The 25,319-nt window shown below is 55.6% G+C and carries 40 protein-coding genes and 1 pseudogene; 34 read left to right on the top strand and 7 right to left on the bottom strand.

Annotated features, from left to right (window positions below; genetic code table 11):
* Positions 1 to 9: 9 nt before the first annotated feature.
* Complete coding sequence (locus B142_RS0109480) at positions 10 to 348, bottom strand: hypothetical protein (RefSeq protein ID WP_018121310.1); 339 nt, start codon at positions 346 to 348, stop codon at positions 10 to 12.
* Positions 349 to 350: 2 nt separating this feature from the next.
* Complete coding sequence (locus B142_RS0109475; protein ID WP_018121309.1) at positions 351 to 827, bottom strand: Asp23/Gls24 family envelope stress response protein; 477 nt, start codon at positions 825 to 827, stop codon at positions 351 to 353.
* A gap of 721 nt (positions 828 to 1,548) precedes the next feature.
* On the opposite strand from B142_RS0109475, the gene rpsJ reads away from it, so the two are divergent.
* From rpsJ to B142_RS14070, 13 genes are all read left to right on the top strand, one after another.
* Complete coding sequence (gene rpsJ / locus B142_RS0109470; RefSeq protein WP_018121308.1) at positions 1,549 to 1,854, top strand: 30S ribosomal protein S10; 306 nt, start codon at positions 1,549 to 1,551, stop codon at positions 1,852 to 1,854.
* 62 nt (positions 1,855 to 1,916) lie between these two features.
* Positions 1,917 to 2,567 (top strand): 50S ribosomal protein L3, encoded by a 651-nt coding sequence (gene rplC / locus B142_RS0109465; protein ID WP_018121307.1) that lies wholly within the window; start codon positions 1,917 to 1,919, stop codon positions 2,565 to 2,567.
* A gap of 2 nt (positions 2,568 to 2,569) precedes the next feature.
* Positions 2,570 to 3,229, top strand: a complete 660-nt coding sequence (rplD, locus tag B142_RS0109460; RefSeq protein ID WP_018121306.1) for a 50S ribosomal protein L4 — start codon at positions 2,570 to 2,572, stop codon at positions 3,227 to 3,229.
* 1 nt (position 3,230) lies between these two features.
* Positions 3,231 to 3,533 carry a 50S ribosomal protein L23 gene (gene rplW, locus B142_RS0109455; RefSeq protein ID WP_018121305.1) on the top strand — a complete coding sequence of 101 codons (303 nt, stop codon included), beginning with the start codon at positions 3,231 to 3,233 and terminating at the stop codon, positions 3,531 to 3,533.
* A 24-nt stretch (positions 3,534 to 3,557) separates the two neighbouring features.
* The gene (rplB, locus tag B142_RS0109450) at positions 3,558 to 4,394 is read left to right on the top strand and encodes a 50S ribosomal protein L2 (protein ID WP_018121304.1); all 837 of its coding nucleotides are present in this window, start codon (positions 3,558 to 3,560) and stop codon (positions 4,392 to 4,394) included.
* A gap of 16 nt (positions 4,395 to 4,410) precedes the next feature.
* Positions 4,411 to 4,686 carry a 30S ribosomal protein S19 gene (rpsS, locus tag B142_RS0109445; RefSeq protein ID WP_018121303.1) on the top strand — a complete coding sequence of 92 codons (276 nt, stop codon included), beginning with the start codon at positions 4,411 to 4,413 and terminating at the stop codon, positions 4,684 to 4,686.
* Between the two features lie 3 nt (positions 4,687 to 4,689).
* Positions 4,690 to 5,052 (top strand): 50S ribosomal protein L22, encoded by a 363-nt coding sequence (rplV, locus tag B142_RS0109440; RefSeq protein WP_018121302.1) that lies wholly within the window; start codon positions 4,690 to 4,692, stop codon positions 5,050 to 5,052.
* Entirely contained in the window at positions 5,053 to 5,790 is a 738-nt protein-coding gene (gene rpsC / locus B142_RS0109435) for a 30S ribosomal protein S3 (RefSeq protein WP_018121301.1), read from the top strand. It abuts the gene before it with no gap.
* 3 nt (positions 5,791 to 5,793) lie between these two features.
* Positions 5,794 to 6,210: a 50S ribosomal protein L16 gene (gene rplP, locus B142_RS0109430; protein ID WP_018121300.1), complete on the top strand. Its 417-nt coding sequence runs from the start codon at positions 5,794 to 5,796 to the stop codon at positions 6,208 to 6,210.
* Complete coding sequence (gene rpmC / locus B142_RS0109425; protein WP_018121299.1) at positions 6,210 to 6,440, top strand: 50S ribosomal protein L29; 231 nt, start codon at positions 6,210 to 6,212, stop codon at positions 6,438 to 6,440. The genes rplP and rpmC overlap by 1 nt, the downstream gene beginning before the upstream one ends.
* Positions 6,441 to 6,442: 2 nt before the next feature.
* Entirely contained in the window at positions 6,443 to 6,751 is a 309-nt protein-coding gene (gene rpsQ, locus B142_RS0109420) for a 30S ribosomal protein S17 (protein WP_018121298.1), read from the top strand.
* Between the two features lie 158 nt (positions 6,752 to 6,909).
* Entirely contained in the window at positions 6,910 to 7,344 is a 435-nt protein-coding gene (locus tag B142_RS14075) for a TroA family protein (RefSeq protein ID WP_018121297.1), read from the top strand.
* A 15-nt stretch (positions 7,345 to 7,359) separates the two neighbouring features.
* Positions 7,360 to 7,899 carry an ABC transporter substrate-binding protein gene (locus tag B142_RS14070; protein WP_018121296.1) on the top strand — a complete coding sequence of 180 codons (540 nt, stop codon included), beginning with the start codon at positions 7,360 to 7,362 and terminating at the stop codon, positions 7,897 to 7,899.
* A gap of 116 nt (positions 7,900 to 8,015) precedes the next feature.
* Here B142_RS14070 and B142_RS0109410 read toward each other — a convergent pair whose 3' ends face one another.
* The 3 genes from B142_RS0109410 to B142_RS0109400 form a co-directional block, all read right to left on the bottom strand.
* Complete coding sequence (locus tag B142_RS0109410; RefSeq protein ID WP_018121295.1) at positions 8,016 to 8,822, bottom strand: ABC transporter ATP-binding protein; 807 nt, start codon at positions 8,820 to 8,822, stop codon at positions 8,016 to 8,018.
* 162 nt (positions 8,823 to 8,984) lie between these two features.
* Complete coding sequence (locus B142_RS0109405) at positions 8,985 to 10,103, bottom strand: FecCD family ABC transporter permease (protein WP_018121294.1); 1,119 nt, start codon at positions 10,101 to 10,103, stop codon at positions 8,985 to 8,987.
* Positions 10,100 to 11,122, bottom strand: coding sequence for a FecCD family ABC transporter permease (locus tag B142_RS0109400; RefSeq protein ID WP_018121293.1), 1,023 nt, complete (start codon positions 11,120 to 11,122; stop codon positions 10,100 to 10,102). Before B142_RS0109400 ends, B142_RS0109405 begins: the two co-directional genes overlap by 4 nt.
* 339 nt (positions 11,123 to 11,461) lie before the next feature.
* Between B142_RS0109400 and B142_RS12470 the strand changes: the two genes are divergently transcribed.
* The 4 genes from B142_RS12470 to rplE all read left to right on the top strand — a co-directional run bounded on the left by B142_RS12470 (position 11,462) and on the right by rplE (position 13,582).
* On the top strand, positions 11,462 to 12,097 hold the full coding sequence (locus tag B142_RS12470) for a M20/M25/M40 family metallo-hydrolase (protein ID WP_018121292.1): 636 nt from the start codon (positions 11,462 to 11,464) through the stop codon (positions 12,095 to 12,097).
* A gap of 243 nt (positions 12,098 to 12,340) precedes the next feature.
* Positions 12,341 to 12,712: a 50S ribosomal protein L14 gene (gene rplN / locus B142_RS0109390; protein ID WP_018121291.1), complete on the top strand. Its 372-nt coding sequence runs from the start codon at positions 12,341 to 12,343 to the stop codon at positions 12,710 to 12,712.
* The gene (gene rplX, locus B142_RS0109385; protein WP_018121290.1) at positions 12,713 to 13,027 is read left to right on the top strand and encodes a 50S ribosomal protein L24; all 315 of its coding nucleotides are present in this window, start codon (positions 12,713 to 12,715) and stop codon (positions 13,025 to 13,027) included.
* Between the two features lie 3 nt (positions 13,028 to 13,030).
* Positions 13,031 to 13,582, top strand: a complete 552-nt coding sequence (gene rplE, locus B142_RS0109380) for a 50S ribosomal protein L5 (protein WP_018121289.1) — start codon at positions 13,031 to 13,033, stop codon at positions 13,580 to 13,582.
* A 74-nt stretch (positions 13,583 to 13,656) separates the two neighbouring features.
* Here the strand turns inward: rplE and B142_RS0109375 are convergent, their stop codons facing one another.
* Positions 13,657 to 13,857 carry a hypothetical protein gene (locus B142_RS0109375; RefSeq protein ID WP_018121288.1) on the bottom strand — a complete coding sequence of 67 codons (201 nt, stop codon included), beginning with the start codon at positions 13,855 to 13,857 and terminating at the stop codon, positions 13,657 to 13,659.
* A 157-nt stretch (positions 13,858 to 14,014) separates the two neighbouring features.
* On the opposite strand from B142_RS0109375, the gene B142_RS0109370 reads away from it, so the two are divergent.
* The 17 genes from B142_RS0109370 (at position 14,015) to B142_RS0109285 (ending at position 24,892) form a co-directional block, all read left to right on the top strand.
* Positions 14,015 to 14,524, top strand: coding sequence for a hypothetical protein (locus tag B142_RS0109370; protein ID WP_018121287.1), 510 nt, complete (start codon positions 14,015 to 14,017; stop codon positions 14,522 to 14,524).
* A 364-nt stretch (positions 14,525 to 14,888) separates the two neighbouring features.
* Complete coding sequence (gene rpsH / locus B142_RS0109365; protein ID WP_018121286.1) at positions 14,889 to 15,284, top strand: 30S ribosomal protein S8; 396 nt, start codon at positions 14,889 to 14,891, stop codon at positions 15,282 to 15,284.
* Between the two features lie 17 nt (positions 15,285 to 15,301).
* Positions 15,302 to 15,838 (top strand): 50S ribosomal protein L6, encoded by a 537-nt coding sequence (rplF, locus tag B142_RS0109360; protein ID WP_018121285.1) that lies wholly within the window; start codon positions 15,302 to 15,304, stop codon positions 15,836 to 15,838.
* Positions 15,839 to 15,841: 3 nt separating this feature from the next.
* A complete protein-coding gene (gene rplR / locus B142_RS0109355) occupies positions 15,842 to 16,237 on the top strand; it encodes a 50S ribosomal protein L18 (protein ID WP_018121284.1) in 396 nt (131 codons plus the stop codon).
* A gap of 40 nt (positions 16,238 to 16,277) precedes the next feature.
* Positions 16,278 to 16,892: a 30S ribosomal protein S5 gene (gene rpsE / locus B142_RS0109350; protein WP_018121283.1), complete on the top strand. Its 615-nt coding sequence runs from the start codon at positions 16,278 to 16,280 to the stop codon at positions 16,890 to 16,892.
* Positions 16,893 to 16,895: 3 nt separating this feature from the next.
* Positions 16,896 to 17,081 carry a 50S ribosomal protein L30 gene (gene rpmD / locus B142_RS0109345; protein WP_018121282.1) on the top strand — a complete coding sequence of 62 codons (186 nt, stop codon included), beginning with the start codon at positions 16,896 to 16,898 and terminating at the stop codon, positions 17,079 to 17,081.
* 7 nt (positions 17,082 to 17,088) lie between these two features.
* The gene (gene rplO / locus B142_RS0109340; protein ID WP_018121281.1) at positions 17,089 to 17,538 is read left to right on the top strand and encodes a 50S ribosomal protein L15; all 450 of its coding nucleotides are present in this window, start codon (positions 17,089 to 17,091) and stop codon (positions 17,536 to 17,538) included.
* Positions 17,539 to 17,906: 368 nt separating this feature from the next.
* A complete protein-coding gene (secY, locus tag B142_RS0109335) occupies positions 17,907 to 19,232 on the top strand; it encodes a preprotein translocase subunit SecY (protein ID WP_018121280.1) in 1,326 nt (441 codons plus the stop codon).
* Positions 19,232 to 19,777 carry an adenylate kinase gene (locus B142_RS0109330; protein ID WP_018121279.1) on the top strand — a complete coding sequence of 182 codons (546 nt, stop codon included), beginning with the start codon at positions 19,232 to 19,234 and terminating at the stop codon, positions 19,775 to 19,777. Before secY ends, B142_RS0109330 begins: the two co-directional genes overlap by 1 nt.
* 76 nt (positions 19,778 to 19,853) lie before the next feature.
* Complete coding sequence (locus tag B142_RS0109325; protein WP_018121278.1) at positions 19,854 to 20,600, top strand: L,D-transpeptidase; 747 nt, start codon at positions 19,854 to 19,856, stop codon at positions 20,598 to 20,600.
* A gap of 348 nt (positions 20,601 to 20,948) precedes the next feature.
* Positions 20,949 to 21,167 carry a translation initiation factor IF-1 gene (gene infA / locus B142_RS0109320; RefSeq protein ID WP_018121277.1) on the top strand — a complete coding sequence of 73 codons (219 nt, stop codon included), beginning with the start codon at positions 20,949 to 20,951 and terminating at the stop codon, positions 21,165 to 21,167.
* A 216-nt stretch (positions 21,168 to 21,383) separates the two neighbouring features.
* On the top strand, positions 21,384 to 21,752 hold the full coding sequence (gene rpsM, locus B142_RS0109315; RefSeq protein WP_018121276.1) for a 30S ribosomal protein S13: 369 nt from the start codon (positions 21,384 to 21,386) through the stop codon (positions 21,750 to 21,752).
* 3 nt (positions 21,753 to 21,755) lie between these two features.
* On the top strand, positions 21,756 to 22,157 hold the full coding sequence (rpsK, locus tag B142_RS0109310) for a 30S ribosomal protein S11 (protein WP_018121275.1): 402 nt from the start codon (positions 21,756 to 21,758) through the stop codon (positions 22,155 to 22,157).
* A gap of 21 nt (positions 22,158 to 22,178) precedes the next feature.
* Entirely contained in the window at positions 22,179 to 22,784 is a 606-nt protein-coding gene (gene rpsD / locus B142_RS0109305) for a 30S ribosomal protein S4 (protein WP_018121274.1), read from the top strand.
* An 81-nt stretch (positions 22,785 to 22,865) separates the two neighbouring features.
* Positions 22,866 to 23,873 (top strand): DNA-directed RNA polymerase subunit alpha, encoded by a 1,008-nt coding sequence (locus B142_RS0109300; protein ID WP_018121273.1) that lies wholly within the window; start codon positions 22,866 to 22,868, stop codon positions 23,871 to 23,873.
* Between the two features lie 144 nt (positions 23,874 to 24,017).
* Positions 24,018 to 24,518: a 50S ribosomal protein L17 gene (rplQ, locus tag B142_RS0109295; RefSeq protein ID WP_018121272.1), complete on the top strand. Its 501-nt coding sequence runs from the start codon at positions 24,018 to 24,020 to the stop codon at positions 24,516 to 24,518.
* 170 nt (positions 24,519 to 24,688) lie between these two features.
* Positions 24,689 to 24,892, top strand: coding sequence for a YgaP family membrane protein (locus B142_RS0109285; RefSeq protein WP_018121270.1), 204 nt, complete (start codon positions 24,689 to 24,691; stop codon positions 24,890 to 24,892).
* Between the two features lie 252 nt (positions 24,893 to 25,144).
* Here the strand turns inward: B142_RS0109285 and B142_RS14290 are convergent.
* A pseudogene (locus B142_RS14290) lies at positions 25,145 to 25,319 on the bottom strand (transposase); the annotation flags it as partial.

Below are 25,319 nucleotides of genomic sequence, written 5' to 3'. Positions count from 1 at the left end.
AAAGTCTTACTACTGGTTAGATGTGGAGCTATCGGTGGCATCAGAAAAGATCACGTCCACGCGACCAATTTCGATGGAGCAGGCTTTCTGAGCAACATCGCGAATATCAGATGCGAGATCGTATAAATTGACACCTGCCGAAAAATCAGCGATGACATGAATCTCGATATGTAGTTCACCTGCACCAGATACCCGGCGTAGGCCAGAAACGCGTTCGCCGGGGTAAAGCAGAGCGACCTCACCAAATCGACCGTGATGGAGCGCTGCTACCCCGTGAACTTCTGCAACTTTGGATGCGATGGATCGCGCATCCGCCACCTCAAGCTGGGGTGCTTGAGTTGCGGCCATGTTTAGCGATCCTGGCCCGAAGAGATTGCGGTCTGCTCGTCGTCTTGCTCTTCTTCTTCGTCGCCAGGCAGCTTCACGTCGTGTACGTTGACGTCGACGCCAGAGACGTCCAGCCCGGTCATGCGCTCTACGGCGGAGATGACGTTGCGACGAATAGCGTCGGCAAGCTCGTGGATAGCTACGCCGTATTCGGCCGTGATTGCTACCTCAACGTGCGCGGTGCCTTCTTCTACCTCGACGGAGACACCCTGCTTGACGTCTTCGGAACCGAAGGTCTGACGGATAGAACCCATGACACGCTGGGACGTCGAACCCAGGGCAGCAACACCCGAAACTTCGCGGGTAGCCAGGCCAGCGATCTTGCCGACGACACCGTCATCGATGGTGGTAGTGCCGTGCTCGGTTTCCAGGTTGCTGTTCACCTTGCGAGCAGGGGTGTTGTCAGAAGACTGGTTCTGGTTCTGTTTTTGGTCGGCCATTGTGGCGCCTACCTTTCTGCTGTCTCATGGTTAAAAGATGAGACCCCGGAGGCTAACGAGCCGCATGGTGTGCCTGACGTTGAACGCTGGCACACCCGGGGTGTTTCTGTATTAGCCAAGCAGTATGGATCACACTTGGGTGTGTCCTAGGTCTGTTGGCTGACTTAATCTTACGGAAAAATTATCACGTGCGTTCAGTTTTCGTGATGAGGATCATACTTCGGGGGCAGTGCGCGGGGTGGGGTCGGAGGGGCTTGAATTATGGCTCGTGACGTGATTAAATAGCTAGGTTGCTTAGACAGGATGTATTCCGCCTACCCGTTGCCGGGTAGCCAGATGCATTGTGGCCAAGCAATCATGACACCTTCGCCGTGCATGGCTCCTAAAAAACTCTCAAAACATCAGGGGCCACAACATATGCACAGAAGGGCTGCCAATCGGGCAAGGTTCGTCGCCTTGAGACAGAACATCCCGAGCGGTAGTACCGGAGAAGGGGCATAGCAAGTAAACAGCGGCAGTACACAGTCAGGTTCCATCGGAATTTTTCTGGCAAAGCGCGCAGTGAATTGCGTGTCTGGCCGGATCCGGTGCGTGTCAATAAAGACCGAATACTGACGTTGTTTGCACTCAGCTAGCCCTGGATGCGGACAACGTTGCAGAGAAATCGAAGAGCGAGCTTTCGTCGCCCAGTGCACGAAAGCAAGCGAGGAAGAGGATAATCGTGGCGGGACAAAAAATCCGCATTAGGCTCAAGGCCTACGATCATGAGGCAATTGATGTCTCGGCAAAGAAAATTGTCGAGACAGTCACACGCACTGGCGCCCGTGTTGTTGGGCCTGTGCCACTGCCGACTGAAAAGAACGTCTATGCCGTTATCGGTTCTCCACACAAGTACACCGATTCGCGTGAACACTTCGAAATGCGCACTCACAAGCGCTTGATCGACATTCTCGACCCGACGCCAAAGACCGTTGACGCATTGATGCGCATCGATCTTCCGGCCAGCGTTGATGTCAACATTCAGTAATCGCGAAGCGAAAACTTAGTACACAACTACGACTGTCTAAAACTGTCAGTGGAGAACAAATAATGAGCGAAAAAGAGATCAAGGGCATTCTGGGCACCAAGCTCGGCATGACTCAGGTCTTCGACGAGAACAACCGGGTCGTTCCGGTCACTGTCGTCGAAGCTGGTCCTTGCGTGGTCACCCAGATCCGCACCAAAGAAAAGGACGGCTACACCGCCATCCAAATCGCCTACGGCGAGATCGACCCACGTAAAACTGCTAAGCCGCAGGCCGGCCACTTCAAGAAAGCCGGCGTTACCCCACGTCGCCACGTAGCGGAAATCCGCATGGATGATACCTCCGCGTACGAGGTGGGCCAGGAAGTCACCGTTGACATCTTCGAGGGCGTCAACCTCGTCGACGTCACGGGTATCACCAAGGGTAAAGGCTATGCCGGCGCCATGAAGCGCCACGGCTTTGCTGGACAGGGCGCTGCCCACGGTAACCAAGCTGCACACCGTCGCGTCGGTGGCATTGGTGGTGCCGCAACCCCAGGCCGTGTTTTCAAAGGTAAGCGCATGGCTGGCCGCATGGGTCGTGACCGCGTCACCACCCAAAATCTCAAGATTCAAAAGATCGACGCAGAATCCAACCTGTTGCTCATCAAGGGCGCTATCCCTGGTGTCAACAAGGGCGTCGTCACCGTTAAAACTGCTGTGAAGGGTGGTGCATAAGCATGAGTAACCTCACGCTAGATGTACAAACCGCTGAAGGCTCCACCAACGGCACCGTTGACCTGCCAGCAGAGATTTTCGACGTGCACACCTCGGTTGCCACCATGCACCAGGTTGTCACCGCTCAGCTCGCTGCCGGTCGTTCCGGTACCCACAAGGTAAAGACCCGCGGTGAAGTCCGTGGTGGTGGCCGTAAGCCATTCCGTCAGAAGGGCACCGGCCGTGCTCGTCAGGGCTCAATCCGTGCACCGCACTACACCGGCGGTGGCATCGTGCATGGTCCCGTCCCACGTGACTACGCACAGCGCACTCCTAAGAAAATGATCAAGGCTGCCTTGTTCGGTGCGTTGTCTGACCGCGCACGCAATGGTCGCATCCACGTCATCGACGAATTGGTACCAGGCCAGGAACCTTCCACCAAGAAGGCAAAGGCATTCCTGGAACGCGTTTCTTCGAACAAGAAGATCCTCCTGGTTATCAACCGTGAAGATCTGAATGCACAACGCAGCGCCAACAACCTGCCAAACGTCCACATTTTGGACTCCGGGCAGCTCAACACCTACGACGTTTTGAACTCCGATGACGTCGTATTTTCGGCTGCAGCCCTGCACACTTTCATTAACCGCGGCGCAGAAGCAGCCGTTGCAGGGGAGGAAAACTAACATGGCAAAAATCGTAAACCCACGCGATATCATCATCGCTCCGGTTGTTTCCGAGAAGTCCTATGGTCTGATGGAGCAGAACACCTACACGTTCACCGTCGCCAAGGACTCCAATAAGAACCAGATCAAACATGCCGTTGAAGAAATCTTCGGCGTGCAGGTCGCTTCCGTGAACACCCTGAACCGTGAAGGTAAGCGCAAGCGCACCCGCACCGGTTTTGGCCGTCGGAAGGCAACCAAGCGCGCTTACGTAACTCTTCGCGAGGGCAGCGACTCCATCGATATCTTTGGCGCTAACGCCTAAGACTTCGGAAGGTAAGGAAGAATTATGGCTATTCGTAAATACAAGCCGACAACTCCGGGTCGCCGCGCGAGCTCCGTTTCCGACTTTCAGGAAATTACCCGTTCCACCCCGGAAAAGTCGCTTTTGCGTCCACTGCACAAAACCGGTGGTCGTAACGTACACGGACACATCACCGCTCGGCACATTGGTGGCGGCCACAAGCGTCGTTACCGTCTGATCGATTTCCGTCGCAACGACAAAGATGGCGTTCAGGCCAAGGTTGCGCACATTGAATACGATCCAAACCGCACCGCAAACATTGCTTTGCTGCACTACACCGACGGTGAAAAGCGCTACATCATTGCTCCAAAGGGCTTGAAGCAGAACACCATCGTTGAATCCGGTCCAGACGCCGACATCAAGGTGGGTAACAACCTGCCGTTGCTCAATATTCCGACTGGTACGACCATCCACGCTGTTGAGTTGAAGCCAGGCGCAGGTGCCAAGCTGGCACGTTCCGCTGGTTCCTCTATCCAATTGTTGGGTAAAGAAGGCAAGTATGCCATTCTGCGTATGCCTTCTTCGGAAATTCGTCGAGTCGACATTCGTTGCCGCGCCACCGTCGGTGCCGTAGGTAACGCAGAACAGATGAACATCCGTTGGGGTAAGGCTGGTCGTATGCGCTGGAAAGGCGTTCGTCCAACCGTTCGTGGTGTCGTTATGAACCCGATCGACCACCCACACGGTGGTGGTGAAGGTAAGTCCTCCGGTGGTCGCCACCCAGTGTCCCCATGGGGCAAGAAGGAAGGCCGCACCCGGAACCCGAACCGTTATTCCAACAACATGATCGTGCGCCGTCGTCGCCCGAACAAGAAACGCTAAGAGGAGGTAAAACGATATGCCACGCAGCCTAAAGAAAGGCCCGTTCGTCGATGAGCACCTCCTCAACAAGGTGGACGCTCAGAACGAAAAGGGCACCAAGCAGGTAATCAAGACCTGGTCCCGCCGTTCCACCATTTTGCCGGACTTCATCGGGCACACCTTTGCGGTGCACGATGGCCGCAAGCACGTTCCCGTTTTCGTGGAAGATTCCATGGTCGGCCACAAGCTCGGCGAATTTGCACCTACCAAGACCTTCAAGGGTCACGTCAAAGAAGATAAGAAGAGGCGATAAGCGATGAGTGACGTTATCACCAGCGCATCCGCCACTGCTCGGTACGTGCGTGTAACCCCAATGAAGGCACGTCGCGTCATCGACCTGGTGCGCGGAAAGTCAGTATCTGAAGCTCTAGCTATTCTGAAGTACGCCCCGCAGGCTGCTGCAAAGCCAGTAGCCAAGGTGGTTGCTTCGGCTGCCGCTAACGCAGAAAATAACTTCGGCCTGAACCCAAGCACATTGGTTGTCTCCGAGGCTTATGCCAACGAAGGTCCAACCATGCGTCGTTTCCAACCGCGTGCTCAGGGTCGTGCGTTCATGATCCGCAAGCGCACCAGCCACATCACTGTGGTAGTCGAAAGCCAGGAAGAAGGTGCCAAGTAAATGGGTAACAAGATCCATCCACACGGCCTACGTTTGGGTATTACCGCTAACTGGAATACCCACTGGTTTGCTGAAAAAGACTACGCAGACTACGTGGCCGAAGACATCAAGATCCGTAATTTCTTGTCCAAGGGACTTGAGCGTGCCGGCATCGCAGACGTCGTAATCGAGCGCACTCGCGATCGCGTCCGCGTCGACATCCACACTGCTCGTCCGGGCATCGTTATCGGCCGTCGTGGTGCCGAAGCTGACCGCATCCGCCGTGAGCTGGAGAAGCTGACCGGCAAGATGGTCGCGTTGAACATCCTCGAGGTCAAGCAAGTCGACGCCAACGCCACCTTGGTTGCCCAGTCGATCGCTGAGCAGCTCGTGAACCGCGTTGCCTTCCGTCGCGCTATGCGCAAGGCAATCCAGTCCGCGATGCGTCAGCCACAGGTCAAGGGCATCAAGGTAATGTGCTCCGGTCGTCTGGCCGGCGCTGACATGTCCCGCGTTGAGCGTTACCACGAAGGTCGCGTCCCTCTGCACACCCTGCGTGCAGAAATTGACTACGGCACCGCCGAAGCCCACACCACCTTTGGCCGGATCGGCATCAAAGTGTGGATCTACAAGGGCGACGTCGTCGGCGGCGTACGGGAATCCGAACTGAACGCACCATCCGAGCGTCGTGGCCGGGGCGATCGTCGTCCTCGCCGTGGTGGCCAGCGCCGCCAGCGCGCTCAGCAGAAGAAGGACTAAAGCATGCTTATTCCTAAGCGCGTGAAATTCCGTCGCCAGCACCGCCCGAAGCGTAGCGGTGTCTCCAAAGGCGGAAACCGCATTAACTTCGGTGACTACGCAATCCAGGCCCTCGAGCCGGCGTACGTGACCAACCGTCAGATTGAGTCTGCACGTATTGCGATCAACCGCCACGTCAAGCGTGGAGGTAAAGTGTGGATCAACATCTTCCCGGACCGTCCACTGACGCAAAAGCCACTCGGTGTACGTATGGGTTCCGGTAAGGGACCTGTCGAAAAGTGGGTTGCCAACGTCAAACCTGGCCGCGTACTTTTCGAAATGTCGTACCCGAACGAAGCAGTCGCGGTTGAGGCTCTGCGTCGTGCCAGCCAAAAGCTGCCATGCAAGGTCCGCATCATCAAGAAGGAGGACCAGCTCTAATGGCAACAGGTACCCCTGCATCTGAGTTCCGTGAGCTCGACGATAACGAGCTCAAGCAGCGTCTGAGTGACGCCAAGGAAGAACTTTTCAACTTGCGTTTCCAACTGGCTACCGGTCAGCTGACCAACAACCGTCGCATCGGCGTCGTCAAGCGTGACATTGCCCGCGTCTACACCGTGCTTCGTGAGCGTGAGTTGGGTATGACCGAGACTCCAGGAGCTGAGGCATAACTATGAGTGAGGCAACTGTGACAGATTCCACCAAGCGCCCTACCCCGAAGAAAGACAAGGAAAAGGGCGCCCGCAAGGTACGGATCGGCTACGTCGTATCTGACAAAATGCAAAAGACCATTGTCGTCGAGCTCGAGGACCGTAAGCAGCACGCACTGTACGGTAAGATCATGCGCTCGAACAGCAAGGTCAAGGCACACGATGAAGACGAAATTGCCGGCATCGGTGACCGCGTCCGCATCGTCGAAACTCGTCCGCTGTCCAAGGACAAGCACTACCGTCTCGCCGAGATCGTCGAAAAGGCTAAGTAGTCTGCATCTAGTTTTCGAACTAGTCTGAAGTCCCGGGTACGTATAATTGGCCCCGGTTCGCAACCCCCGTTTCCAATCAAAGGAAATCGGGGGTTTCGTTTGTAGCTAGCCCTTCCGATGCTAGGCTAGCCTTTGGTAAGTAACAGCAGGGGAGCTTAATGAAAGAGCAAAATATGCGCCAGTATCTCGGGACCAAGACTAAAGTGACAACAAGTCTGACTGCATTGGCACTGCTTGCGGCTGGTTGTTCCAGTACGTCGGACTCAGCTTCGTCGACCCCGTCCGGTAGTGAAGAGACGAAAAACAGTGAGGCTGCTTCCGAAGAACGCATCGCTGCTGTCGGTCTTGGCGATGTCGACACCGTATTGGCATTAGGCGAAACTCCGGTTGCTCTTGCGCCATGGGCGGGAGCTACGGACGTGGTTGGGCCATGGGCCGAAGATTTGTTGGGGGATAAGAAGCCAACGGTTATTGAAGATACCTCGACGGGCTTCGATCAGCAGAAGATCGAAGCCATCGCTGCTACTGATCCGACAAAAATCATCGCTGTGAATCATGCGGTCGACGGTGAGACGAAGAAGAAGTTTGAATAGATTGCGCCAACCACAGTGCACTCGGAAGAAGACAAAGACTGGCAGATCCCTTGGGAAAAACAAGTGGAAACAATCGCCAAAGCTTTGGATAAAGAAGACGAAGGCCAAAAACTGATCGACGATACCAACGAAGCTTTCGAAGAATTCCGTAAGTCTCATCCAGAGCTGCAAGGCAAGACCGCCGCAATCGCACTGCCGTATGATAATCAGCTGAGTCTCTACACGTCGGGGGATGGTCGTGGTCAATTTATTGAGGACTTAGGTTTCGTCATCCCGGAAGAATTACAAGACGCCGACGGTGAGTTCTACCGTACGATTGCACCAGAGAACTTCAGCGAGTATAACCAGGCGGACTACCTGTTTATCCTCGACTGGGAGGGCTCTGCCGACAAGATCAAGTCCCAAGAGGCCTTCCAAAACATTGACGCTGTGAAAAACGGCAACGTGTATTATTTCGACGCACTCACTGGCACCGCCATGTCCTTGCCTAATCCGCTGACTATTCCGTACTCGATCAGTAAATTCGACGAAAAGCTGAAAGAATCGAATAAATAGTCACAAGCCAGAAGTTCCCATGCGCTAGCTGACGCCTGGGGTGCGGATGTTTTGTTAGCTTTGCGCACAACGCTGCGCGTAGCTTATTGGTCACGCGTTCGTTTTTGGTAAAAGGCCTACCGACTAGCCCGTGGATCGGTGGGGCATACCATCGGTGTGCCCGTGACAGGGTCGGGAACTACCTGTGCAGCGAGCCCAAAAACCTCTTCAATTAACTCGGAGTTCACCACGTCGTGTGGTGCTCCGGTGGTGACAACTGCACCGTCTTTTACGACGATGAGATGATCGGCGTAACGAGCTGCTTGGTTTAAATCATGCAGCACCGCGACGATGGTTTTTCCTTGTTCATGGAAATCCCGCAATAGTTCCAAGAGTTCGTACTGGTGCGCAATATCCAAAAATGTGGTGGGTTCATCCAACAGCATGATCGGCGTCTGCTGTGCCAACAGCATAGCAATCCACACTCGTTGGCGTTGCCCACCGGATAATTCCGAGACTAACTTGCCAGATATATCCGTGAGGCGAGTCGCGGATAAAGCATCGGCTACTGCCTGTTCATCGTCAGCGTCCCACTGCCGAAATAAACTCTGGTACGGTGCGCGTCCGCGCGCGACCAGATCGGCGACGCGAATCCCGTCCGGGGCAGTAGAAGATTGCGGCAATAACCCTAATTGCTGCGCCACGTGTTTGGCAGGAAGGTCGGTAATAGCCGTGCCGTCCAGCAAAACCCGGCCCTTTGAAGGAGTGAGCACCCGTGAACAAGCTCGCAGCAATGTTGATTTGCCGCAGCCATTCGGACCGATAATGGCGGTAAAAGACTGATGGGGGATATCGACGTTAATCCCACGCGAAATTGTTGCGGTTTCATAACCCACGGTGGCGTCAACGACGCGGAGCCGTGGTTCCGGTTGTGCGGTGTTCATAGTCTCGGTTCTCGCTTTTCGTTGCGGTTGGCGATGTAATGATTACGGGGTTGAGCGATTATGGGGTCTAGTGATTACTCGGTTTGGTGCGTCCAGCCTCCTCTGCAGCCGCTCTGCTACGCAGTCGTCCGGCCTGCCAGCCATCAAATGCCCAGCAAGGTTTTAGCTGGTTCCATAGCGGCGGGTGGACTCGCGCAGCAGCAGCCAGAGCATGTATAAGCCACCGATAACTACGGTGATAAGGCCGACGGGGATTTGCCGGTAGAACGTCGCAATGACCAGCGATAGTATGTGCGCTCCGGTGAGCAGGGTAGCCCCCATGGCGGCCGCACCCAGTAAGGAGACCCCGGCTGTGCGCATGATGCGCCGGGCGATTTGCGGTGCCACCAGCGCAATAAAAGAGATCGGCCCCGCGGCTGCCGTGACTAAGGCGGTGGTAGCAACGCCAATCACGATCAACCCCAGCCGCGCGCGGTTAACTGCAAATCCCTGGGTGGTTGCCGCGTCGTCGCCTAGCTCCAGATGCCGCAAAGCACGGGAGTAACCGGCGGCGGCAATGACGACGATGATGCCCAGGAGCATCGTCGGCACGAGCCCTTGCCACGTGACTTTCGTAATGGATCCGGCCGCCCAAAAACCAACTTGGATGCCTTCTTCCACATCGGCGCGGGTGATCAGATACGAATTGATCGATGTCAGCATTGCCGAAACACCAATGCCGACGATGATCAGCCGAAACCCCTGCACACCCTTGCGCCAGGCCAGTAGATAGACCACCAGGGCTGTGATGATTCCACCGACGATGGACGCACCCGCAATTGCCCAAAAATTACTCGTGCCGACGACGAGCATGGTGATCACCACGGCTGTATAAGCACCAGCATCGAAGCCGATGACATCCGGCGACCCTAGCGGGTTGCGGGTCAGCGATTGGAAAATTGCTCCACCAATGCCGAGCAATGCGCCGAAGGCGACTGCGGCCACGGCGATGGGCAGGCGCCATTCGCGCACGATCGTGGAATCGAAGCCACCGCCCCGGCTAAACAATGCACTGAATACCTCGCCAAGGCTTAAAGGGTATTCCCCGAGCGTGATAGCCGCGACGGCCCCAATGAGCGCGAGCAGCAGTAACCCCAGTGCGGTGACCAGGACGCGCGTCGGAAAGTGCAAGGAGACCCACTGATTGCGGATAACCAGCCGTCGGTAGCCATGCGTGAATTCCGGGTGCACCGTGCCGCTGTGGGGTGTGCCGTGTGTTGCTGGGGTGTTGTCTGCGCTCATAGTCCACTCGCTTTCCGACGCCGTACCAGCATGATCAGTACCGGTGCGCCCAGCACTGCGGTGACGATGCCTACTTCAATTTCGCTGGGGCGCGCGATAATGCGCCCGATGATGTCGGCCGCTAGTACCAACACTGGGGCTGCTAAGGCGGAGTACACCAGAATCCATCGTTGGTCTGGTCCGACGATCCAACGCACCACGTGTGGCACCATCAGTCCGACGAAGGCTAACCCACCGGTCAGTGCAGTGGCGCCACCGGCGAGCAAGGTGATTGCGATAATGCCAAGCACGCGGGTACGCACGATTTTGGTGCCGAGAGCAGAGGCGAGGTCGTCGCCAAGCGCAATGGAATTCAGCGATGGGGAAATCGCCAAAGCAACCACCAGACCGGCGGCAAGAAAGGGGGCGACCAGTGCGGTATTGGCAAGCTCTGCCCGGGCGACCGAGCCCAATCCCCAGCTGCGGATGGCTTGGAAGGTGTTGGGGTCGAGCAAAGTGAGAAACTGCGTGACGCCGGATAACACCGCGGCAAGGGCGACGCCGGCGAGCACCAGGGTGGCGGGGTTGGCTTTTCCGTTGGCGCCGAGTGCAGCTCCGGAACCGATGAAATACACCACCGCGGTGGTCACGGCGGCGCCGAGGAATGCGAACCAGATATAGCCGCTGATGCTGGTCAAGCCAAAAAATCCGACGCCAATGGTCACGGCAAAACCCGCACCGGCGTTGACACCGAGGATCCCGGGATCGGCGAGTGGATTGCGGGTTAAGGCTTGGATGAGGGCGCCCGCCACGCCGAATGCCGCGCCAGTAATGACTGCGACGACGGTGCGGGGGATGCGCAGTGTCCACACGATGATCGCGGCTTCGGAATTGTCATGGGCGAGCAGGCCGTCCCATACTTCGCGCACGGGTAACGGGTTGGCCCCGAGGGCGAGGCTGATGCACACCGTGGCAGCCATGGCGATAAGGATCAGCAGCATGCCCAGTGTGCGCCGTGCAAAAAGTGCAGGTGCCTGCATGGACCATCCTTCGTTGTGAGGAGTCACTAGTGAACCCGGTGAAACATTTCTTCCAAAAGGGGAGCCTACCCTTTAATTAGAGAATAAGCCATGCCTAGGCTATCGGGGCTGTCGGCAGCTACCGGTTTCTTTTCGGCTTCCCCGCAATCGTTCCTGTTCGGGGGTAGAAATGAGCACCTCATCACTTTGTTTGATGTAGTTCACTTCTGTGTGATGCGTGGCAACTCCAGCACATTGTCCAGATCCCTCGCGTGATCAGTTCAAGCTTAGGTTGGAAGAAGAATTCCAAATCGTTGATCGCATGAGACGCGCACTGGGTCGATTACCTCGTCGAATGGCATGTTGACCCTCCGCATTTCCGGTGATGGCGGGCATTCTGCACGCCCGCACATGACGCAGGATGTCATCCATGCGATGGCGGTGGTCATCACTGGTGTGAATGCTGCCTTGGACCGACGCTTGGATGCCCGAGATGCCACCGTGCTGACGTGGGGGCGTGTCGAAGGTGGGGTAGCGGGTAACGCGATTCCTGCGACCGTAGAATTGCAGGGCACCCTGCGGAGCGCCTCGGTAGAAGTCTGGGAACGTGCCGAGGAGCTAGTGCGCGAGATCATCGGTGGTTTGCTCGCTGCTTATGGCATCGACTGGGACCTGGAATGGATCCAAGGCGTACCACCGGTTGATAACGACGGGAAAACCAATACCGCGTTCAACCGGGCCGCGGCGGCATTGGATGGTGATCTTGAGATCGTTGGCACGCCGCAATCCAGTGGTGGAGAAGATTTTGCGTGGTATCTGCGCGACGTGCCCGGGGCGATGGCGCGTTTGGGTACCTGGGATGGCAAAGGCGATAAGCAGGATTTACACCAGCCAGATTTCAACCCGGATGAGCGGGCGCTGATATTGGGGACCAAGCTGTTTACTGCTGCCGCGTTGGATTGGCACCCAGAGAACCGGGACGACAGTCTGGCTTGAACAATCGCCACAGCTTGTGGTTGAATAGCAGGGTTGCCGATGCTGGTCGGCGTGTTTGTGGTGCGTTTCCGAATCACAACCGCCGAGACCCTTCGACCGCCACCGACACCAGTTAATTGCATGAATTTCAGTTAACCGCCGGTGGTGTGTTCGTCGACAAGCATCAGGTAGCTGCAAGAACAAGACCGAGTGCGATCAGGACGGAAATCTTTTCGCACATAAATCCAGGTCAGGAGACCAACTGTGATTCAACAAGAATCGCGCCTGAAGGTCGCCGACAACTCCGGTGCACGAGAAATCCTCGTCATCCGAGCTCTCGGCGGATCCGTGCGACGCTTCGCAGGCATTGGTGACATCGTTGTCGCTACTGTCAAAGAAGCAGTCCCAGGCGGAAACGTGAAAGAAGGTGACGTCGTTCGCGCCGTCATCGTTCGCGCAAAGAAGGAAACCCGTCGTCCAGACGGCTCCTATATTGCTTTCGACGAAAACGCTGCTGTCATTCTTCGTTCCAACGATAATGACCCACGCGGTACCCGTATCTTCGGGCCTGTCGCTCGTGAGCTGCGTGAGAAGAAGTTCATGAAGATTGTTTCTCTCGCACCGGAGGTGATCTAGGTGAAGGTACATAAGGGCGATATGGTCCAGGTCATTTCGGGCCCAGATAAGGGCGCGCAAGGCAAGGTCATTGAGGCATACCCAAAGACCAACAAGGTTTTGGTTGAGGGTGTCAACCGCATCAAGAAGCACGTTGCGAACTCCGCGCCGGAGCGTGGCGCTGAGTCTGGCGGAATCGTTACCCAGGAAGCACCGATCCACGTCTCGAACGTCGCGGTGCTCGATTCTGACGGTAACCCAACTCGCGTTGGCTACCGCTTTGACGAGAACGGCAAGAAAGTCCGCATTGCTCGTCGCAACGGGAAGGATATTTAAGGCATGAGCGACAACTACACTCCACGTCTGAAAACCCGTTACCGCGACGAAATCAAGAACAAGCTGAATGACGAATTCTCCTACGAGAACGTCATGGAGATCCCTGGTGTTGTCAAGGTTGTTGTCAACATGGGTGTTGGCGACGCTGCTCGCGACTCCAAGCTGATCAACGGTGCGGTTGAGGATCTGACTCTGATTACTGGTCAGAAGCCACAGCTGCGTCGCGCAAAGAAGTCCATCGCGAACTTCAAGTTGCGTGAAGGCATGCCAATCGGCGTACGCGTTACCATGCGCGGCGACCGTATGTGGGAGTTCCTGGATCGTCTGCTGACCATCGCGTTGCCACGTATTCGTGACTTCCGCGGCTTGTCCGATCAGCAGTTCGACGGCCACGGTAATTACACCTTCGGCCTGTCCGAGCAGACGATGTTCTACGAGATCGATATCGACAAGGTAGATCGTCCACGTGGTATGGACATCACCGTTGTCACCAGCGCTACCAACGACGATGAAGGTCGTGCGCTGCTTCGTGAACTGGGATTCCCGTTCAAGTAGTAGGTATGTAGGACTGAATAAGTCTGTTTGTTAAGTACTTTAACCCCTTCGGCATGAAACCGGAGGGGTTAAAGTCATTTTTTGGTGTCCTTGGTTTGTTTTCTTCTTGGGAAGAAATACCATGCAGCAAGAAAAGCGATGAGGCTGGGGATGACGGCGATGATTAATTCAGAAGAATCACGTATGAAGTACAACAACCATTGAAAAAGCCCGAACAGCAGCATGGCTGTAAAACGGATCCAATCATCGCGCCGCTTTTTATCTCTTGTCACCACAGTACGCGTACCTGCTTATCGTGCCAGTGCAACGGCAACCTGCTACGCAATGGATCTGGCGGTGTATTGTCAAATTAATCATCTGCGTGTTTTGCTAGAATGGCCCCAATTGCTATTTAGAGTGGTAATACACGAAACCTACAAGGAGCCAATAACTATGTCTACAATCCCAAGCATTCTTCTCCGCGCTATCCCAGGTGCACTTATCGCTGATTCGGGCATTTCCAAGTTAGGTATGGATGCAGAGTCATCGAAAGGTCTGCAGGACTTTGCTGCTACGGGCATCCCTCAGGTAAAGGAACTGCCATCCGATAAATTTGGCGCTATCATCGGTGCTTCCGAAGTTGCCGTCGGTGGTGCGCTGTTGGCTCCATTCGTTTCTAACCGCCTTGCCGGTCTCGCACTGACCACCTTTGGCGCCGGCTTGTTGAGCATTTACTTCCGTAACGACGACATGACCCGCGAGGATGGCATCCGCCCATCTCAGGATGGCATGTCTATCGCGAAGGACTCCATGATGGTGGCGATTGGCACCGGGCTGATCGCTCTGGACCAGCAGGATCGCATCTCGGGTGCACTGCAGGATCGGAAGATCGCCAAGGCAGAAAAGAAAGCTGCCAAGAAGGCGGCACGAAAGGCTAAGAAAGACGCCAAGAAGAACTCCTAAAATTAATTTCCCGGTGAAATTGGCATTTGGAATCGGTTAGCCGTTCTAGCGGTTGGCCGAATCGCCCCAATCCTGCTAGGGTTGGGGCGTCTTGTGCTTTTTGGGATACGTGTGCCTAAAACCACGATCCGAAAACAGATAGTGCGTCGATGTGATAGCTCCTTCTGGCGTTTATTCTGTGCGCACAGACTTGTAAGTTTTTCCTACGTTTGTTGTAGGCCCCTCGCCATCATGGCGACCGAGCTTCATCGAGGTAGCGAGCGATCATGCTATTGAGCATGGGAGCGCCGAGTTGCCCAAAACAGCCCGGTAACGCCCTAAGGTGAGTTTGGGAACCGCAACGAGAAAGGTTCAAGGTCACCGCATGACCATGACTGACCCGATTGCAGACATGCTCTCACGGGTGCGCAACGCTAACCATGCGCAGCACGACACCGTGTCCATGCCCGCATCCAAGATCAAGGCGAATATCGCTGGAATCCTGAAGCAAGAAGGCTACATCACTGACTTTTCCGTCGAAGGTGAGAAGGCTAAGAAGACCCTGTCTTTGGAGCTGAAGTACAACAACCGCGAGCGCGCCCTGTCCGGTTTGCGCCGCGTTTCCAAGCCTGGTCTGCGTGTCTACGCCAAGGCAACGGAACTTCCTAAGGTCCTGGGCGGACTGGGTGTGGCTATCATTTCCACCTCCCACGGCCTATTGACGGACCGCGAGGCTGAGCAGAAAGGCGTAGGCGGAGAAGTCATCGCCTACGTCTGGTAAGGGAAGGGTGATTATTAATGTCACGAGTTGGTTTGGCACCAATCGCCGTCCCTAGCGGCGTCGAGGTAAAAATCGATGGCCAGAACGTTTCCGTCAAGGGGCCAAAGGGCACCTTGCAGGTTGATGTTCCAGAGCCAATTTCCATCGTCCAAGAAGACGGCGAACTCCGTGTTTCTCGCCCGGATGACCACCGTAAAAACCGTTCTCTGCACGGTTTGGCACGTTCCTTGGTGAACAACTGCGTGGTCGGTGTAACCGAGGGCTACGAAATCAAGATGGAAATCCACGGTGTTGGTTACCGTGTCCAGCAAAAGGGCAAGGATCTCGAGTTCGCTTTGGGCTACTCGCACCCTGTGCCGGTGAAAGCTGATGAAGGCATCACCTTCGCTGTGGACGGCAACACCAAGTTCTCTATCTCTGGTATCGACAAGCAACAGGTTGGCCAAGTTGCGGCGAACATCCGTCGCCTGCGTAAGCACGATCCTTACAAGGGTAAGGGCATTCGCTACGTCGGCGAACAGGTACGTCGCAAGGTCGGAAAGACGGGTAAGTAAGCAATGTCTAATTCTGAAAACACCAAGCGCACCCCGGTCGGTAAGGATATTTCCTCCCGCCGTCGTGAAGCACGTGCCCGCCGTCATTTCCGTATTCGCAAGACGCTGCGTGGAACCCCACAGACCCCACGTTTGGTCGTTCACCGCACGGCGCGCCACCTGCACGCTCAGCTGATCGACGATCTCGCTGGTCACACCCTGGCTGCGGCCTCCACCATGGAGATCCGCGACGCCGAGGGTGACAAGAAGGCACGTGGTGCCGAGGTTGGCAAGCTGATCGCACAGCGTGCCCAAGAAGCAGGCATCGAAGCAGTTGTTTTTGACCGTGCCGGTTACAAATACCACGGCCGCGTTGCTGCTTTCGCTGATGCCGCACGTGAAGGTGGTCTGAAGTTCTAATGATCAACGCAGTTGCACACACCAACGGAAAGGACGCGTAATGTCGGATCGTGATCAGCGCGACGGCGGACGCTCCGCCGACAACAAGAAGAACGATCGCAACAATCGTCGTAACGATCGTCGCAACCAGGACAACGAGCGCGATAAATACATCGAGCGCGTCGTAGCCATCAACCGGGTTTCCAAGACCGTCAAGGGTGGCCGCAATATGAGCTTCACCGCTCTGGTCATCGTCGGTGACGGCGAAGGTATGGTCGGTGTTGGCTACGGCAAGGCCAAGGAAGTTCCAGCCGCAATCCAGAAGGGTGCAGAAGAAGCACGCAAGAACTTCTTCCGCGTCCCAATGATCGGTGGCACCATCACTCACCCAGTACAGGGTGAAGATGCAGCCGGTGTCGTTATGTTGAAGCCAGCTGCACCTGGTACCGGTGTCATCGCCGGTGGTGCCGCGCGTCCAGTTCTGGAGTGCGCCGGCGTCCAGGACATCCTGTCCAAGTCGCTGGGTTCGGATAACGCTCTGAACGTCGTCCGCGCCACCGTGGACGGCCTGAAACAGCTGGTGCGCCCAGAGGAAGTTGCTGCACGTCGTGGCAAGTCCGTTGAAGAGGTTACCCCAGCCCGTATGCTGCGCGCTCGCGCAGGACAGGAGGCATAAACCATGGCTCTGAAGATTACGCAAACACGTGGCCTGGTCGGCACCACGCCGAATCAGAAGGCCAACATGGAAGCACTGGGCCTTAAGCGCATTCGCCACTCTGTTGTCCAGAAGGACACCCCGGCGATCCGTGGCATCATTCAGAAGGTGCGCCACCTGGTCACCGTCGAAGAAGTGGCAGGGGAGTAGATATACCATGAGCGATATCATCAAGCTGCACGATTTGCGCCCGGAAAAGGGTGCAAACAAGGCAAAACGCCGCGTCGGTCGCGGTGAAGGCGGTAAGCGCGGTAAGACTGCCGGTCGCGGTACCAAGGGTACTAAGGCACGTAAGCAGGTAGCGGCAAACTTTGAGGGTGGCCAGATGCCAATCCAGATGCGTTTGCCGAAGCTGCGTGGCTTCAAGAACCCAAACAAGGTTGTCTTCCAGGTTGTCAATGTTTCTGACCTGGAAAAGACCTTCCCACAGGGCGGCGACATTACCGTCGCTGACCTTGTCAACAATGGTCTGGTTCGCAAGAACCAACCAGTCAAGGTGCTGGGCAACGGCGAGATCTCTGTAAAGATCAACGTCACTGCTCAGAAGTTCTCTAAGTCGGCTGTCGAGAAAATCGAAGCCGCTGGAGGCACCACCAACAAAGCTTAAGCGGTTGGTGCACGAGCACTCCGTGCTTTGATAGTCGTAGCCCCTGGTTCCTGCTGATGCAGGTGCCAGGGGTTTTCGCCTACCTAGGGCTGCATGGTTGGAAGGGAGATTATCGATGAACGTGTGCGGCCTACCCTTACAGCTGACTATTTTTCCTGTAAAACACTAAGGTTGTCCTATTGCACACGCCTGAAAGTGTTTTCAGTTGCTGATGACTGGTAGGCTACTAAGGTCACGCGTACATGTGCGCGCGCTGGCGCTTGAGCGTGGATGTTGAGAGGCCGCGCGCAGGCGCTCACTAATGAAGAAAATATCGGTTGCCTTTGCGTCACTTTCCACGGTGGCAGTAGTTGGGCTAGGAGGCTTTAGTGTCTGCCATCATTCAGGCTTTTAAGGATGCGGATCTTCGACGCAAGATTCTGTTTACGATTCTGCTGATCGTGATCTACCGCGTCGGTGCCCAGATCCCTTCGCCGGGTGTGGACTACCAGAATATTTCCGGACGGCTCCATGAGCTGACACAAGAAGATGACAGCCTATATTCCGTCATCAACCTGTTCTCTGGTGGTGCGTTGCTGCAGCTATCGATCTTTGCGATCGGCATCATGCCGTACATCACGGCGTCAATTATTTCTCAGCTTCTCACCGTGGTGATTCCTCACTTCGAGCAGTTGAAGAAGGAAGGCCAATCCGGCCAGGCGAAGATGACTCAGTACACCAGGTACATGACCCTGGCATTAGCACTTCTGCAGTCTGCTGGCATCGTGGCACTGGCTGATAGGAACCAACTTCTTGGGCAAGGCGTGGAAGTTTTGGATCCGGATCGCACCGTATTCGACCTGATCCTTCTGGTTACGGTAATGACGACCGGCGCGATCCTTGTTATGTGGCTCGGCGAGCTCATCACGGAAAAGGGCATCGGTAACGGTATGTCCTTGCTCATTTTTGCTGGTATTGCGACGCGTTTGCCGTCCGACGGTTACCGCATTTTGCAGGACAACGGTGGAGTCGTTTTCGCTGTGGTCTGCGCGGCTGTTGTCGCCTTGGTCGTTGGCATTACGTTTATGGAGCAAGGTCAGCGACGCATCCCTGTGCAGTACGCAAAGCGCATGGTTGGTCGGCGCCAATACGGCGGATCGTCGACGTATTTGCCTCTGAAGGTTAACCAGGCTGGTGTTATTCCAGTGATCTTCGCATCGTCGCTAATTTACATGCCGGTGTTGATCACGGAAATCGTGAACTCTTCGAATCCGACACCTCCAGATAACTGGTGGATGCGCAACGTCATCGCCAACCTACAATCGCCGTCATCGTACGTCTACATCCTGGTATATGTGACGCTCATTATCTTCTTCTCGTACTTCTATACCTCGATTCAATACGATCCGCACGAGCAAGCTGAGAACATGAAGAAATACGGCGGCTTCATTCCTGGAATCCGCCCGGGACGGCCAACAGCGATGTATCTCAGCTTCGTGATGAACCGCTTGTTGTTTGTCGGTTCCATCTATCTGGCATTTATTGCCATCCTGCCAAACCTCGCGCTTGACATGGGGGTCGGTTCACAGGATTCCGCCGGTATGACTGCATTCGGCGGTACTGCTATCCTGATTATGGTATCCGTGGCGTTGACCACAGTGAAGCAAATTGAATCCCAACTCTTGCAATCCAACTACGAAGGGCTGCTCAAATAATGCGATTGGTACTCCTTGGCCCAGCCGGAGCCGGAAAAGGCACTCAGGCTGAAATTCTCAGTGAGAAGCTGAATATCCCACACATCTCTACTGGCGACTTGTTCCGTGCCAATATTTCGGAGGGAACCCCTTTGGGCGTCGAGGCCAAGGAATACATTGACGCGGGCAAGTTGGTGCCTACCGACGTCACTGCCCGGATGGTGGAATCCCGCCTGGAAGAACCGGATGCCGATGAGGGCTTTCTTCTCGACGGTTTCCCTCGCACTGTCGAACAGGCCGAAATTTTGGAAGACCTGCTGGCGAAGAAGAATCTGCGGCTTGATCATGTCATCAACTTTGAAGTCTCCGAAGAAGAAGTAATCGAGCGGATGAAAGCTCGTGGCCGCTCCGATGACACGGAAGACGTGATTCGTACTCGGCTTCAGGTCTATCGCGACGAAGTGATCCCCCTGATTAAGCACTACGGCGATGATGTCATCAACGTGCAAGCCGAAGGCGAAATTGACGAGATTAACCAGCGCACCATGTCCGCGTTGGGGAAATAAGTAGCTCAGCGCATATTTTTCCGTAAGGCGCCGCATACACGCGGTACCGATTTTTCACAAAAGGACGCACTTTCCCATGAGCTCCCGTAAATTGCTCGCCGGCATCGTCGGCAGCGTCGCGATGTTGGCTTCGGCTCTCTTCCCGACAGCATCCGCTCACGCACAAGGTCTCCCCGGATCTTCGGAGATCGCGAACAACTTCCAGGCCCCGGCCCTCCCAGATTTTAACCAGTTGGTTCAACAATTTGACCAGCGCAACCGTGATGGAGCCTGGGAGCTTCGCAATCAATTGGTACACCAGGCGAACACGTTGAATCCACAGTTTGGTGGGGGAGTTGCGCACTCCATTGACCAAGCACTCGACGTTGTTTTCCCTGGCTTGGTAGCGCAAAAGCAAGAAGCAGCCCGCGCTGCCCAAGGCCCAGTCGAACCCATGACTCCTGCTCCGGCGCGCGGACCACACATCGATACTGGAGCATGTCCCGCCGACGCTCGGGTCTGTGTGGACATCGATGGTCGTCGTACTTGGTTGCAAGACGGGCATGGCAACGTGACGCACGTGGCGTCGGCCATGGCGCCTGGTAAACCAGGCCAAGACACCCCACGCGGCACATTTAACGTGAACCGTAAGGTGAAAGACGAGATCTCGTACGAGTTCAACAACGCTCCAATGCCGTACGCGATCTATTTCACCAATAATGGTCACGCGTTCCACGAGGGCTCTCCGGCATATGATTCCGCCGGCTGTGTTCGTTTGCCGAACCAGGATGCGATCGCTTTTTGGAACCACCTGAACATCGGCGACAAGGTGTTCATTTACTAGTATTTAGCTGCTAGTCTCTACCTGCCTTCGGTATTCCCAGCATTTGCTAGCATCGCGGCAGATTCGAACTAATCCCGATTTCTGGCAGATCCCAAGTTCCACATTTCCTCCCTCGTTATCGCGTCCGCTAGCAAAAGTTTGTTTTTGCTGCTAGCGCTCTGTATAGTTGGGATTCGGTCTGTCAAAGCTTTACCGTGACGCTGTTTACGCAGCTAACGGGCACTGACACCGGCCATGGCCGGTGTTTTGTCATTTGCACAGCAGTGCAGATTTTCCGAGTAAAACAGGCCAAAGAAGCAATAGACAAGCAATCGGCGCAGCCGTGGCTGTGCCAGGAAGCCGGAGGATATGGCTAAGGAAGGCGCAATTGAGGTAGAAGGACGGGTAACCGAGCCTTTGCCAAACGCAATGTTCAAAGTCGAGCTAGACAACGGACATGAGGTGCTTGCTCATATTTCGGGTAAGATGCGCCAGCACTATATCCGTATCCTCCCAGAGGATCGGGTCGTTGTGGAACTGTCCCCATATGACCTGAACCGTGGCCGCATCGTCTATCGCTACAAGTAAAGACTGTAAGCCTCCCTACTCAAAACAATTCGCCCGCAGGTAATGCCGCGGGCATATTGTTCGTTCACCTCAGGCCGCGGTGGCCAGAGCCTGACATGTCGTGCAAAGCACCATGCTGATAGAAGAAATTTGCGACCGGCACAAAAGTTTTGTCACAACCTGAATCAGGGCGGGTAGGGAGAAAACCACCGCAAATACCCCGAAAGGACTCGCCTTATGGCACGTCTCGCTGGTGTGGATCTCCCACGCAATAAGCGTATGGAGATCGCTCTCACCTACATCTACGGCATCGGTCCAACCCGTGCCGCCGAGCTGCTGGAAGCTACCGGCATCTCTCCTGACTTACGCACCGACGCTCTCACCGATGACCAGGTGTCGTCGCTGCGTGACCAGATCGAGGCTCAGTACACCGTCGAAGGTGACCTCCGACGTGAGGTACAGGCCAACATCCGTCGCAAGATTGAGATTGGAAGCTACCAGGGTCTGCGCCACCGTCGTGGCCTGCCTGTCCGTGGTCAGCGCACCAAGACCAATGCACGTACCCGTAAGGGTCCAAAGAAGACGATCGCAGGAAAGAAGAAGTAGTTTATGCCTCCAAAGACTCGCTCTGGCGCACGTCGTGGCCGTCGCGTCGTAAAGAAGAACGTGGCCCACGGCCACGCCTACATCAAGTCGACCTTCAACAACACCATCGTGTCGATTACCGACCCAGCCGGTGCCGTTATCGCATGGGCTTCGTCCGGACACGTCGGTTTCAAGGGCTCCCGTAAGTCCACTCCATTCGCCGCACAGATGGCCGCGGAAAACGCTGCCCGCAAGGCAATGGATCACAACATGAAAAAGGTCGATGTTTTCGTTAAGGGTCCGGGCTCTGGCCGTGAGACCGCTATTCGTTCCCTGCAGGCAGCAGGCCTTGAGGTCAACTCCATCACCGATGGCACTCCGCACCCATTCAATGGCTGCCGCCCACCGAAAAAGCGTAAGTTCTAGGGGAAGGAAGAGGTTTAAGAAATGGCTCGTTATATTGGCCCCGCAACCCGCGTATCTCGCCGTCTGCGCGTCGACCTAGTCGGCGGAGACTTGGCATTCGAGCGTCGTCCTTACCCACCAGGACACGCTGGACGCAACCGCATCAAAGAATCTGAATACCTGCTGCAGCTGCAGGAAAAGCAGAAGGCAAAGTACACCTACGGTGTTCTGGAGCGTCAGTTCCGTCGCTACTACACCGAGGCGAACCGCCTGAACGGCAAGACTGGTGACAACCTCGTCATCTTGCTGGAGTCCCGTCTGGACAACGTCGTCTACCGCGCAGGTCTGGCAAAGACTCGCCGTCAGGCACGTCAGCTGGTTTCCCACGGACACTTCACCGTGAACGGCAAGAACATCGACATCCCGTCCTACTCGGTTACCCAGTACGACATCATCGACGTTCGCCCACGTTCGCAGAAGATGCAGTGGTTCGAAGAAGCCCAGGACGCCCTGGCCGACGCCGTCGTTCCGGCTTGGCTGCAGGTTGTTCCTGACACCTTGCGCATCCTCGTGCACCAGCTGCCCGAGCGCGCTCAGATCGACGTTCCGCTGCAAGAACAGCTCATCGTCGAGCTTTACTCGAAGTAATCCAGCTTCATATCCTCAGCTTTTCTTTCCTTATTGTTGTCCTAACCGGCGTCAAATAGCGGGCGCCAAAGGAGAAAATTCATGCTTATTTCACAGCGTCCCCAGCTGACCGAAGAATTCATTGATTCTTCGCGCTCCAAGTTCGTCATCGAGCCACTGGAGCCGGGTTTCGGTTACACCCTGGGTAACTCGCTGCGTCGTACGCTGCTGTCCTCGATCCCTGGGGCTGCGGTTACTTCCGTGAAGATCGACGGTGTCCTGCACGAGTTCACTACCATCAACGGCGTAAAGGAAGACGTTTCGGAGATCATCCTAAACGTCAAGGACCTGGTCCTTTCGTCGGATTCCGATGAGCCTGTCGTTATGTACGTCTCCCAGCAGGGCGCCGGCAACATCACTGCCGGAGATATCCAGCCACCAGCTGGCGTGGAGATTCACAACCCGGATTTGCACATCGCATCGCTGAACGACGACGCCCGTTTCGAAATGGAACTCGTTGTTGAGCGCGGACGTGGCTACGTTCCGGCTGCCCCAACTTCCGGAGACATCGGACGCATCCCGGTAGACCAGATCTACTCGCCGGTGCTGAAGGTGTCCTACAAGGTTGAGGCAACTCGTGTTGAGCAGCGTACCGACTTCGATAAGCTGATCATCGACGTCGAGACCAAGAACTCGATTACTGCCCGCGACGCCCTGGCTTCGGCCGGCGGCACCCTGGTAGAGCTGTTCGGCTTGGCCCGTGAGCTCAACACCCAGGCAGAAGGCATCGAAATCGGACCATCCCCACAGGAGTCCGAATACATCGCAGCTTACGGTATGCCGATCGAGGATCTGAACTTCTCCGTTCGCTCGTACAACTGCCTGAAGCGCCAGGAAATCCACACCGTTGGTGAGCTCGCAGAGTGCACCGAATCGGATTTGCTGGATATCCGCAACTTCGGCCAGAAGTCGATCAACGAGGTCAAGATTAAGCTGGCGAACCTGAATCTGACTCTGAAGGATGCCCCAGAAGACTTCGACCCAACTGTGTTGGAAGGTTACGACGCAGAAACGGGCGACTTCAAGGATCCCGCAGAAGATTCCGAGTAAAGCGCATATGTTCTGGCGAGATTAGGTTCCAGCGCTTGAGCAATATCGTCGCCTCTGTTGGCTCAACGGTTTCCGACGATGGCCCAAGCCTGTACAGCCGAAATCTCGCACCGCGCTCATTGAAAATTAACGAGGAGAAACACTATGCCTACTCCAAAACGAGGCGCCCGAATTGGAGGCTCGGCTCGCAACCAGCGTCACATTCTGTCGAATCTGGCCGCTGCTTTGTTCGAGCACGACTCCATCAAAACCACCGACGCCAAGGCTAAGCTGCTGCGTCCATACGCAGAGAAGCTAATCACCAAGGCTCGTTCCGGCACCCTGGCTGACCGTCGCGAAGTACTCGCACAGGTTCCACAGAAGGATGCCGTAGCCCGTCTGTTCAACGAACTGGCTCCGAAGTTCGAAAAGCGCGACGGTGGCTACACCCGTCTGGTGAAGCTCGAGAACCGCACCGGTGACAACGCTCCAATGACCCAGATCTCTCTGGTGCTGGAAGAGACCGTTACCGCTTCCGCAGAGCGCACCACGAAGGCTGCTGCTGCGAATGTCGACACCGACTCCGCTGATCCATCCGACGAGTCCACCATGGACTCCGAGGGTGCAGGCACCGTTGATGCCGGCCAGGATTCCGACGAGAAGTAATCTCGCGGCTTTCTAGCGATGGGGCAGTGGTTGGGCCTTATATCGGCGCAACCACTAGCTCGCCAGCTTCTTCCTGCAGCCGGCGAAAGATGCCTTGCTGTAGCAAAGATCACTAAGCTCTATTTTCTCGATGAAGAGGAAATAGAGCTTTTGTGCATTAAAGTGAAATCATGAAACGCAACGAATCGAACCAAGACCGTGGAATCCGTGCCGTACTCGGCATTATTGCTTTGCTCGTTGGGCTGTTTGCTGCCGGCGGTTTCCTCCGCGCACTGTTGATCATCGTCGGCCTCGTTCTGGTCATCACCGCAGGAGTGGGCTTCTGCCCGCTGTACCGTCTGTTGGGAATCAACACCTGCAAAGTGCGGCGTTAACACATACCGGCGGTAACAACGTACAGCGTTAATAACGCACGGTATTAAGATAGTTTGGCGTTAACAACGTAAAACGCTCACCTAGAGCCGGTCCCGACTCCCGCATCCGCCGGCCTAGCCTAGGCGTGTTATGTCCATGAGGTTTTTGGACTTGGAGTCCAGCTACTTTTTGGACGCGGAGTCTAGGGACTTTGTGGACGCGGAGTCTCCCCGCTTTTTGGACGGGGAGTCCACGGAGTTTTTGTACTGGTGCTAACTTGGCTTCTTCCGGCGGCTTGGCCGTGGCCCAGAGAGGTTGGGTTTTAGCTCTGGGGGTTGTCGGTGCCACATGCCGACAACGTGGTTTATGTTGATTTGACCGCCGGGTGGACGCTGATTCAGTTGGATCGGCAGCGGAAATGACAACAGTTTCTCACCGTCGTGATCA

The organism is Corynebacterium propinquum DSM 44285 (assembly GCF_000375525.1).
In the GTDB taxonomy this organism is placed as follows: domain Bacteria; phylum Actinomycetota; class Actinomycetes; order Mycobacteriales; family Mycobacteriaceae; genus Corynebacterium; species Corynebacterium propinquum.
Note: the sequence above shows the minus strand (reverse complement) of the source record. Positions and strands in the feature narration are given on the sequence as shown.

Coding starts and splice junctions, on each gene's coding strand:
- B142_RS0109480 (WP_018121310.1), bottom strand. CDS start 348: ATGGCCGCAACTCAAGCACCCCAGCTTGAGGTGGCGGATGCGCGATCC.
- B142_RS0109475 (WP_018121309.1), bottom strand. CDS start 827: ATGGCCGACCAAAAACAGAACCAGAACCAGTCTTCTGACAACACCCCT.
- rplC (WP_018121307.1), top strand. CDS start 1,917: ATGAGCGAAAAAGAGATCAAGGGCATTCTGGGCACCAAGCTCGGCATG.
- rplD (WP_018121306.1), top strand. CDS start 2,570: ATGAGTAACCTCACGCTAGATGTACAAACCGCTGAAGGCTCCACCAAC.
- rplW (WP_018121305.1), top strand. CDS start 3,231: ATGGCAAAAATCGTAAACCCACGCGATATCATCATCGCTCCGGTTGTT.
- rplB (WP_018121304.1), top strand. CDS start 3,558: ATGGCTATTCGTAAATACAAGCCGACAACTCCGGGTCGCCGCGCGAGC.
- rpsS (WP_018121303.1), top strand. CDS start 4,411: ATGCCACGCAGCCTAAAGAAAGGCCCGTTCGTCGATGAGCACCTCCTC.
- rplV (WP_018121302.1), top strand. CDS start 4,690: ATGAGTGACGTTATCACCAGCGCATCCGCCACTGCTCGGTACGTGCGT.
- rpsC (WP_018121301.1), top strand. CDS start 5,053: ATGGGTAACAAGATCCATCCACACGGCCTACGTTTGGGTATTACCGCT.
- rplP (WP_018121300.1), top strand. CDS start 5,794: ATGCTTATTCCTAAGCGCGTGAAATTCCGTCGCCAGCACCGCCCGAAG.
- rpmC (WP_018121299.1), top strand. CDS start 6,210: ATGGCAACAGGTACCCCTGCATCTGAGTTCCGTGAGCTCGACGATAAC.
- rpsQ (WP_018121298.1), top strand. CDS start 6,443: ATGAGTGAGGCAACTGTGACAGATTCCACCAAGCGCCCTACCCCGAAG.
- B142_RS14075 (WP_018121297.1), top strand. CDS start 6,910: ATGAAAGAGCAAAATATGCGCCAGTATCTCGGGACCAAGACTAAAGTG.
- B142_RS0109410 (WP_018121295.1), bottom strand. CDS start 8,822: ATGAACACCGCACAACCGGAACCACGGCTCCGCGTCGTTGACGCCACC.
- B142_RS0109405 (WP_018121294.1), bottom strand. CDS start 10,103: ATGAGCGCAGACAACACCCCAGCAACACACGGCACACCCCACAGCGGC.
- B142_RS0109400 (WP_018121293.1), bottom strand. CDS start 11,122: ATGCAGGCACCTGCACTTTTTGCACGGCGCACACTGGGCATGCTGCTG.
- B142_RS12470 (WP_018121292.1), top strand. CDS start 11,462: ATGTTGACCCTCCGCATTTCCGGTGATGGCGGGCATTCTGCACGCCCG.
- rplE (WP_018121289.1), top strand. CDS start 13,031: ATGAGCGACAACTACACTCCACGTCTGAAAACCCGTTACCGCGACGAA.
- B142_RS0109370 (WP_018121287.1), top strand. CDS start 14,015: ATGTCTACAATCCCAAGCATTCTTCTCCGCGCTATCCCAGGTGCACTT.
- rpsH (WP_018121286.1), top strand. CDS start 14,889: ATGACCATGACTGACCCGATTGCAGACATGCTCTCACGGGTGCGCAAC.
- rplF (WP_018121285.1), top strand. CDS start 15,302: ATGTCACGAGTTGGTTTGGCACCAATCGCCGTCCCTAGCGGCGTCGAG.
- rplR (WP_018121284.1), top strand. CDS start 15,842: ATGTCTAATTCTGAAAACACCAAGCGCACCCCGGTCGGTAAGGATATT.
- rpsE (WP_018121283.1), top strand. CDS start 16,278: ATGTCGGATCGTGATCAGCGCGACGGCGGACGCTCCGCCGACAACAAG.
- rpmD (WP_018121282.1), top strand. CDS start 16,896: ATGGCTCTGAAGATTACGCAAACACGTGGCCTGGTCGGCACCACGCCG.
- rplO (WP_018121281.1), top strand. CDS start 17,089: ATGAGCGATATCATCAAGCTGCACGATTTGCGCCCGGAAAAGGGTGCA.
- B142_RS0109330 (WP_018121279.1), top strand. CDS start 19,232: ATGCGATTGGTACTCCTTGGCCCAGCCGGAGCCGGAAAAGGCACTCAG.
- B142_RS0109325 (WP_018121278.1), top strand. CDS start 19,854: ATGAGCTCCCGTAAATTGCTCGCCGGCATCGTCGGCAGCGTCGCGATG.
- infA (WP_018121277.1), top strand. CDS start 20,949: ATGGCTAAGGAAGGCGCAATTGAGGTAGAAGGACGGGTAACCGAGCCT.
- rpsM (WP_018121276.1), top strand. CDS start 21,384: ATGGCACGTCTCGCTGGTGTGGATCTCCCACGCAATAAGCGTATGGAG.
- rpsK (WP_018121275.1), top strand. CDS start 21,756: ATGCCTCCAAAGACTCGCTCTGGCGCACGTCGTGGCCGTCGCGTCGTA.
- rpsD (WP_018121274.1), top strand. CDS start 22,179: ATGGCTCGTTATATTGGCCCCGCAACCCGCGTATCTCGCCGTCTGCGC.
- B142_RS0109300 (WP_018121273.1), top strand. CDS start 22,866: ATGCTTATTTCACAGCGTCCCCAGCTGACCGAAGAATTCATTGATTCT.
- rplQ (WP_018121272.1), top strand. CDS start 24,018: ATGCCTACTCCAAAACGAGGCGCCCGAATTGGAGGCTCGGCTCGCAAC.
- B142_RS0109285 (WP_018121270.1), top strand. CDS start 24,689: ATGAAACGCAACGAATCGAACCAAGACCGTGGAATCCGTGCCGTACTC.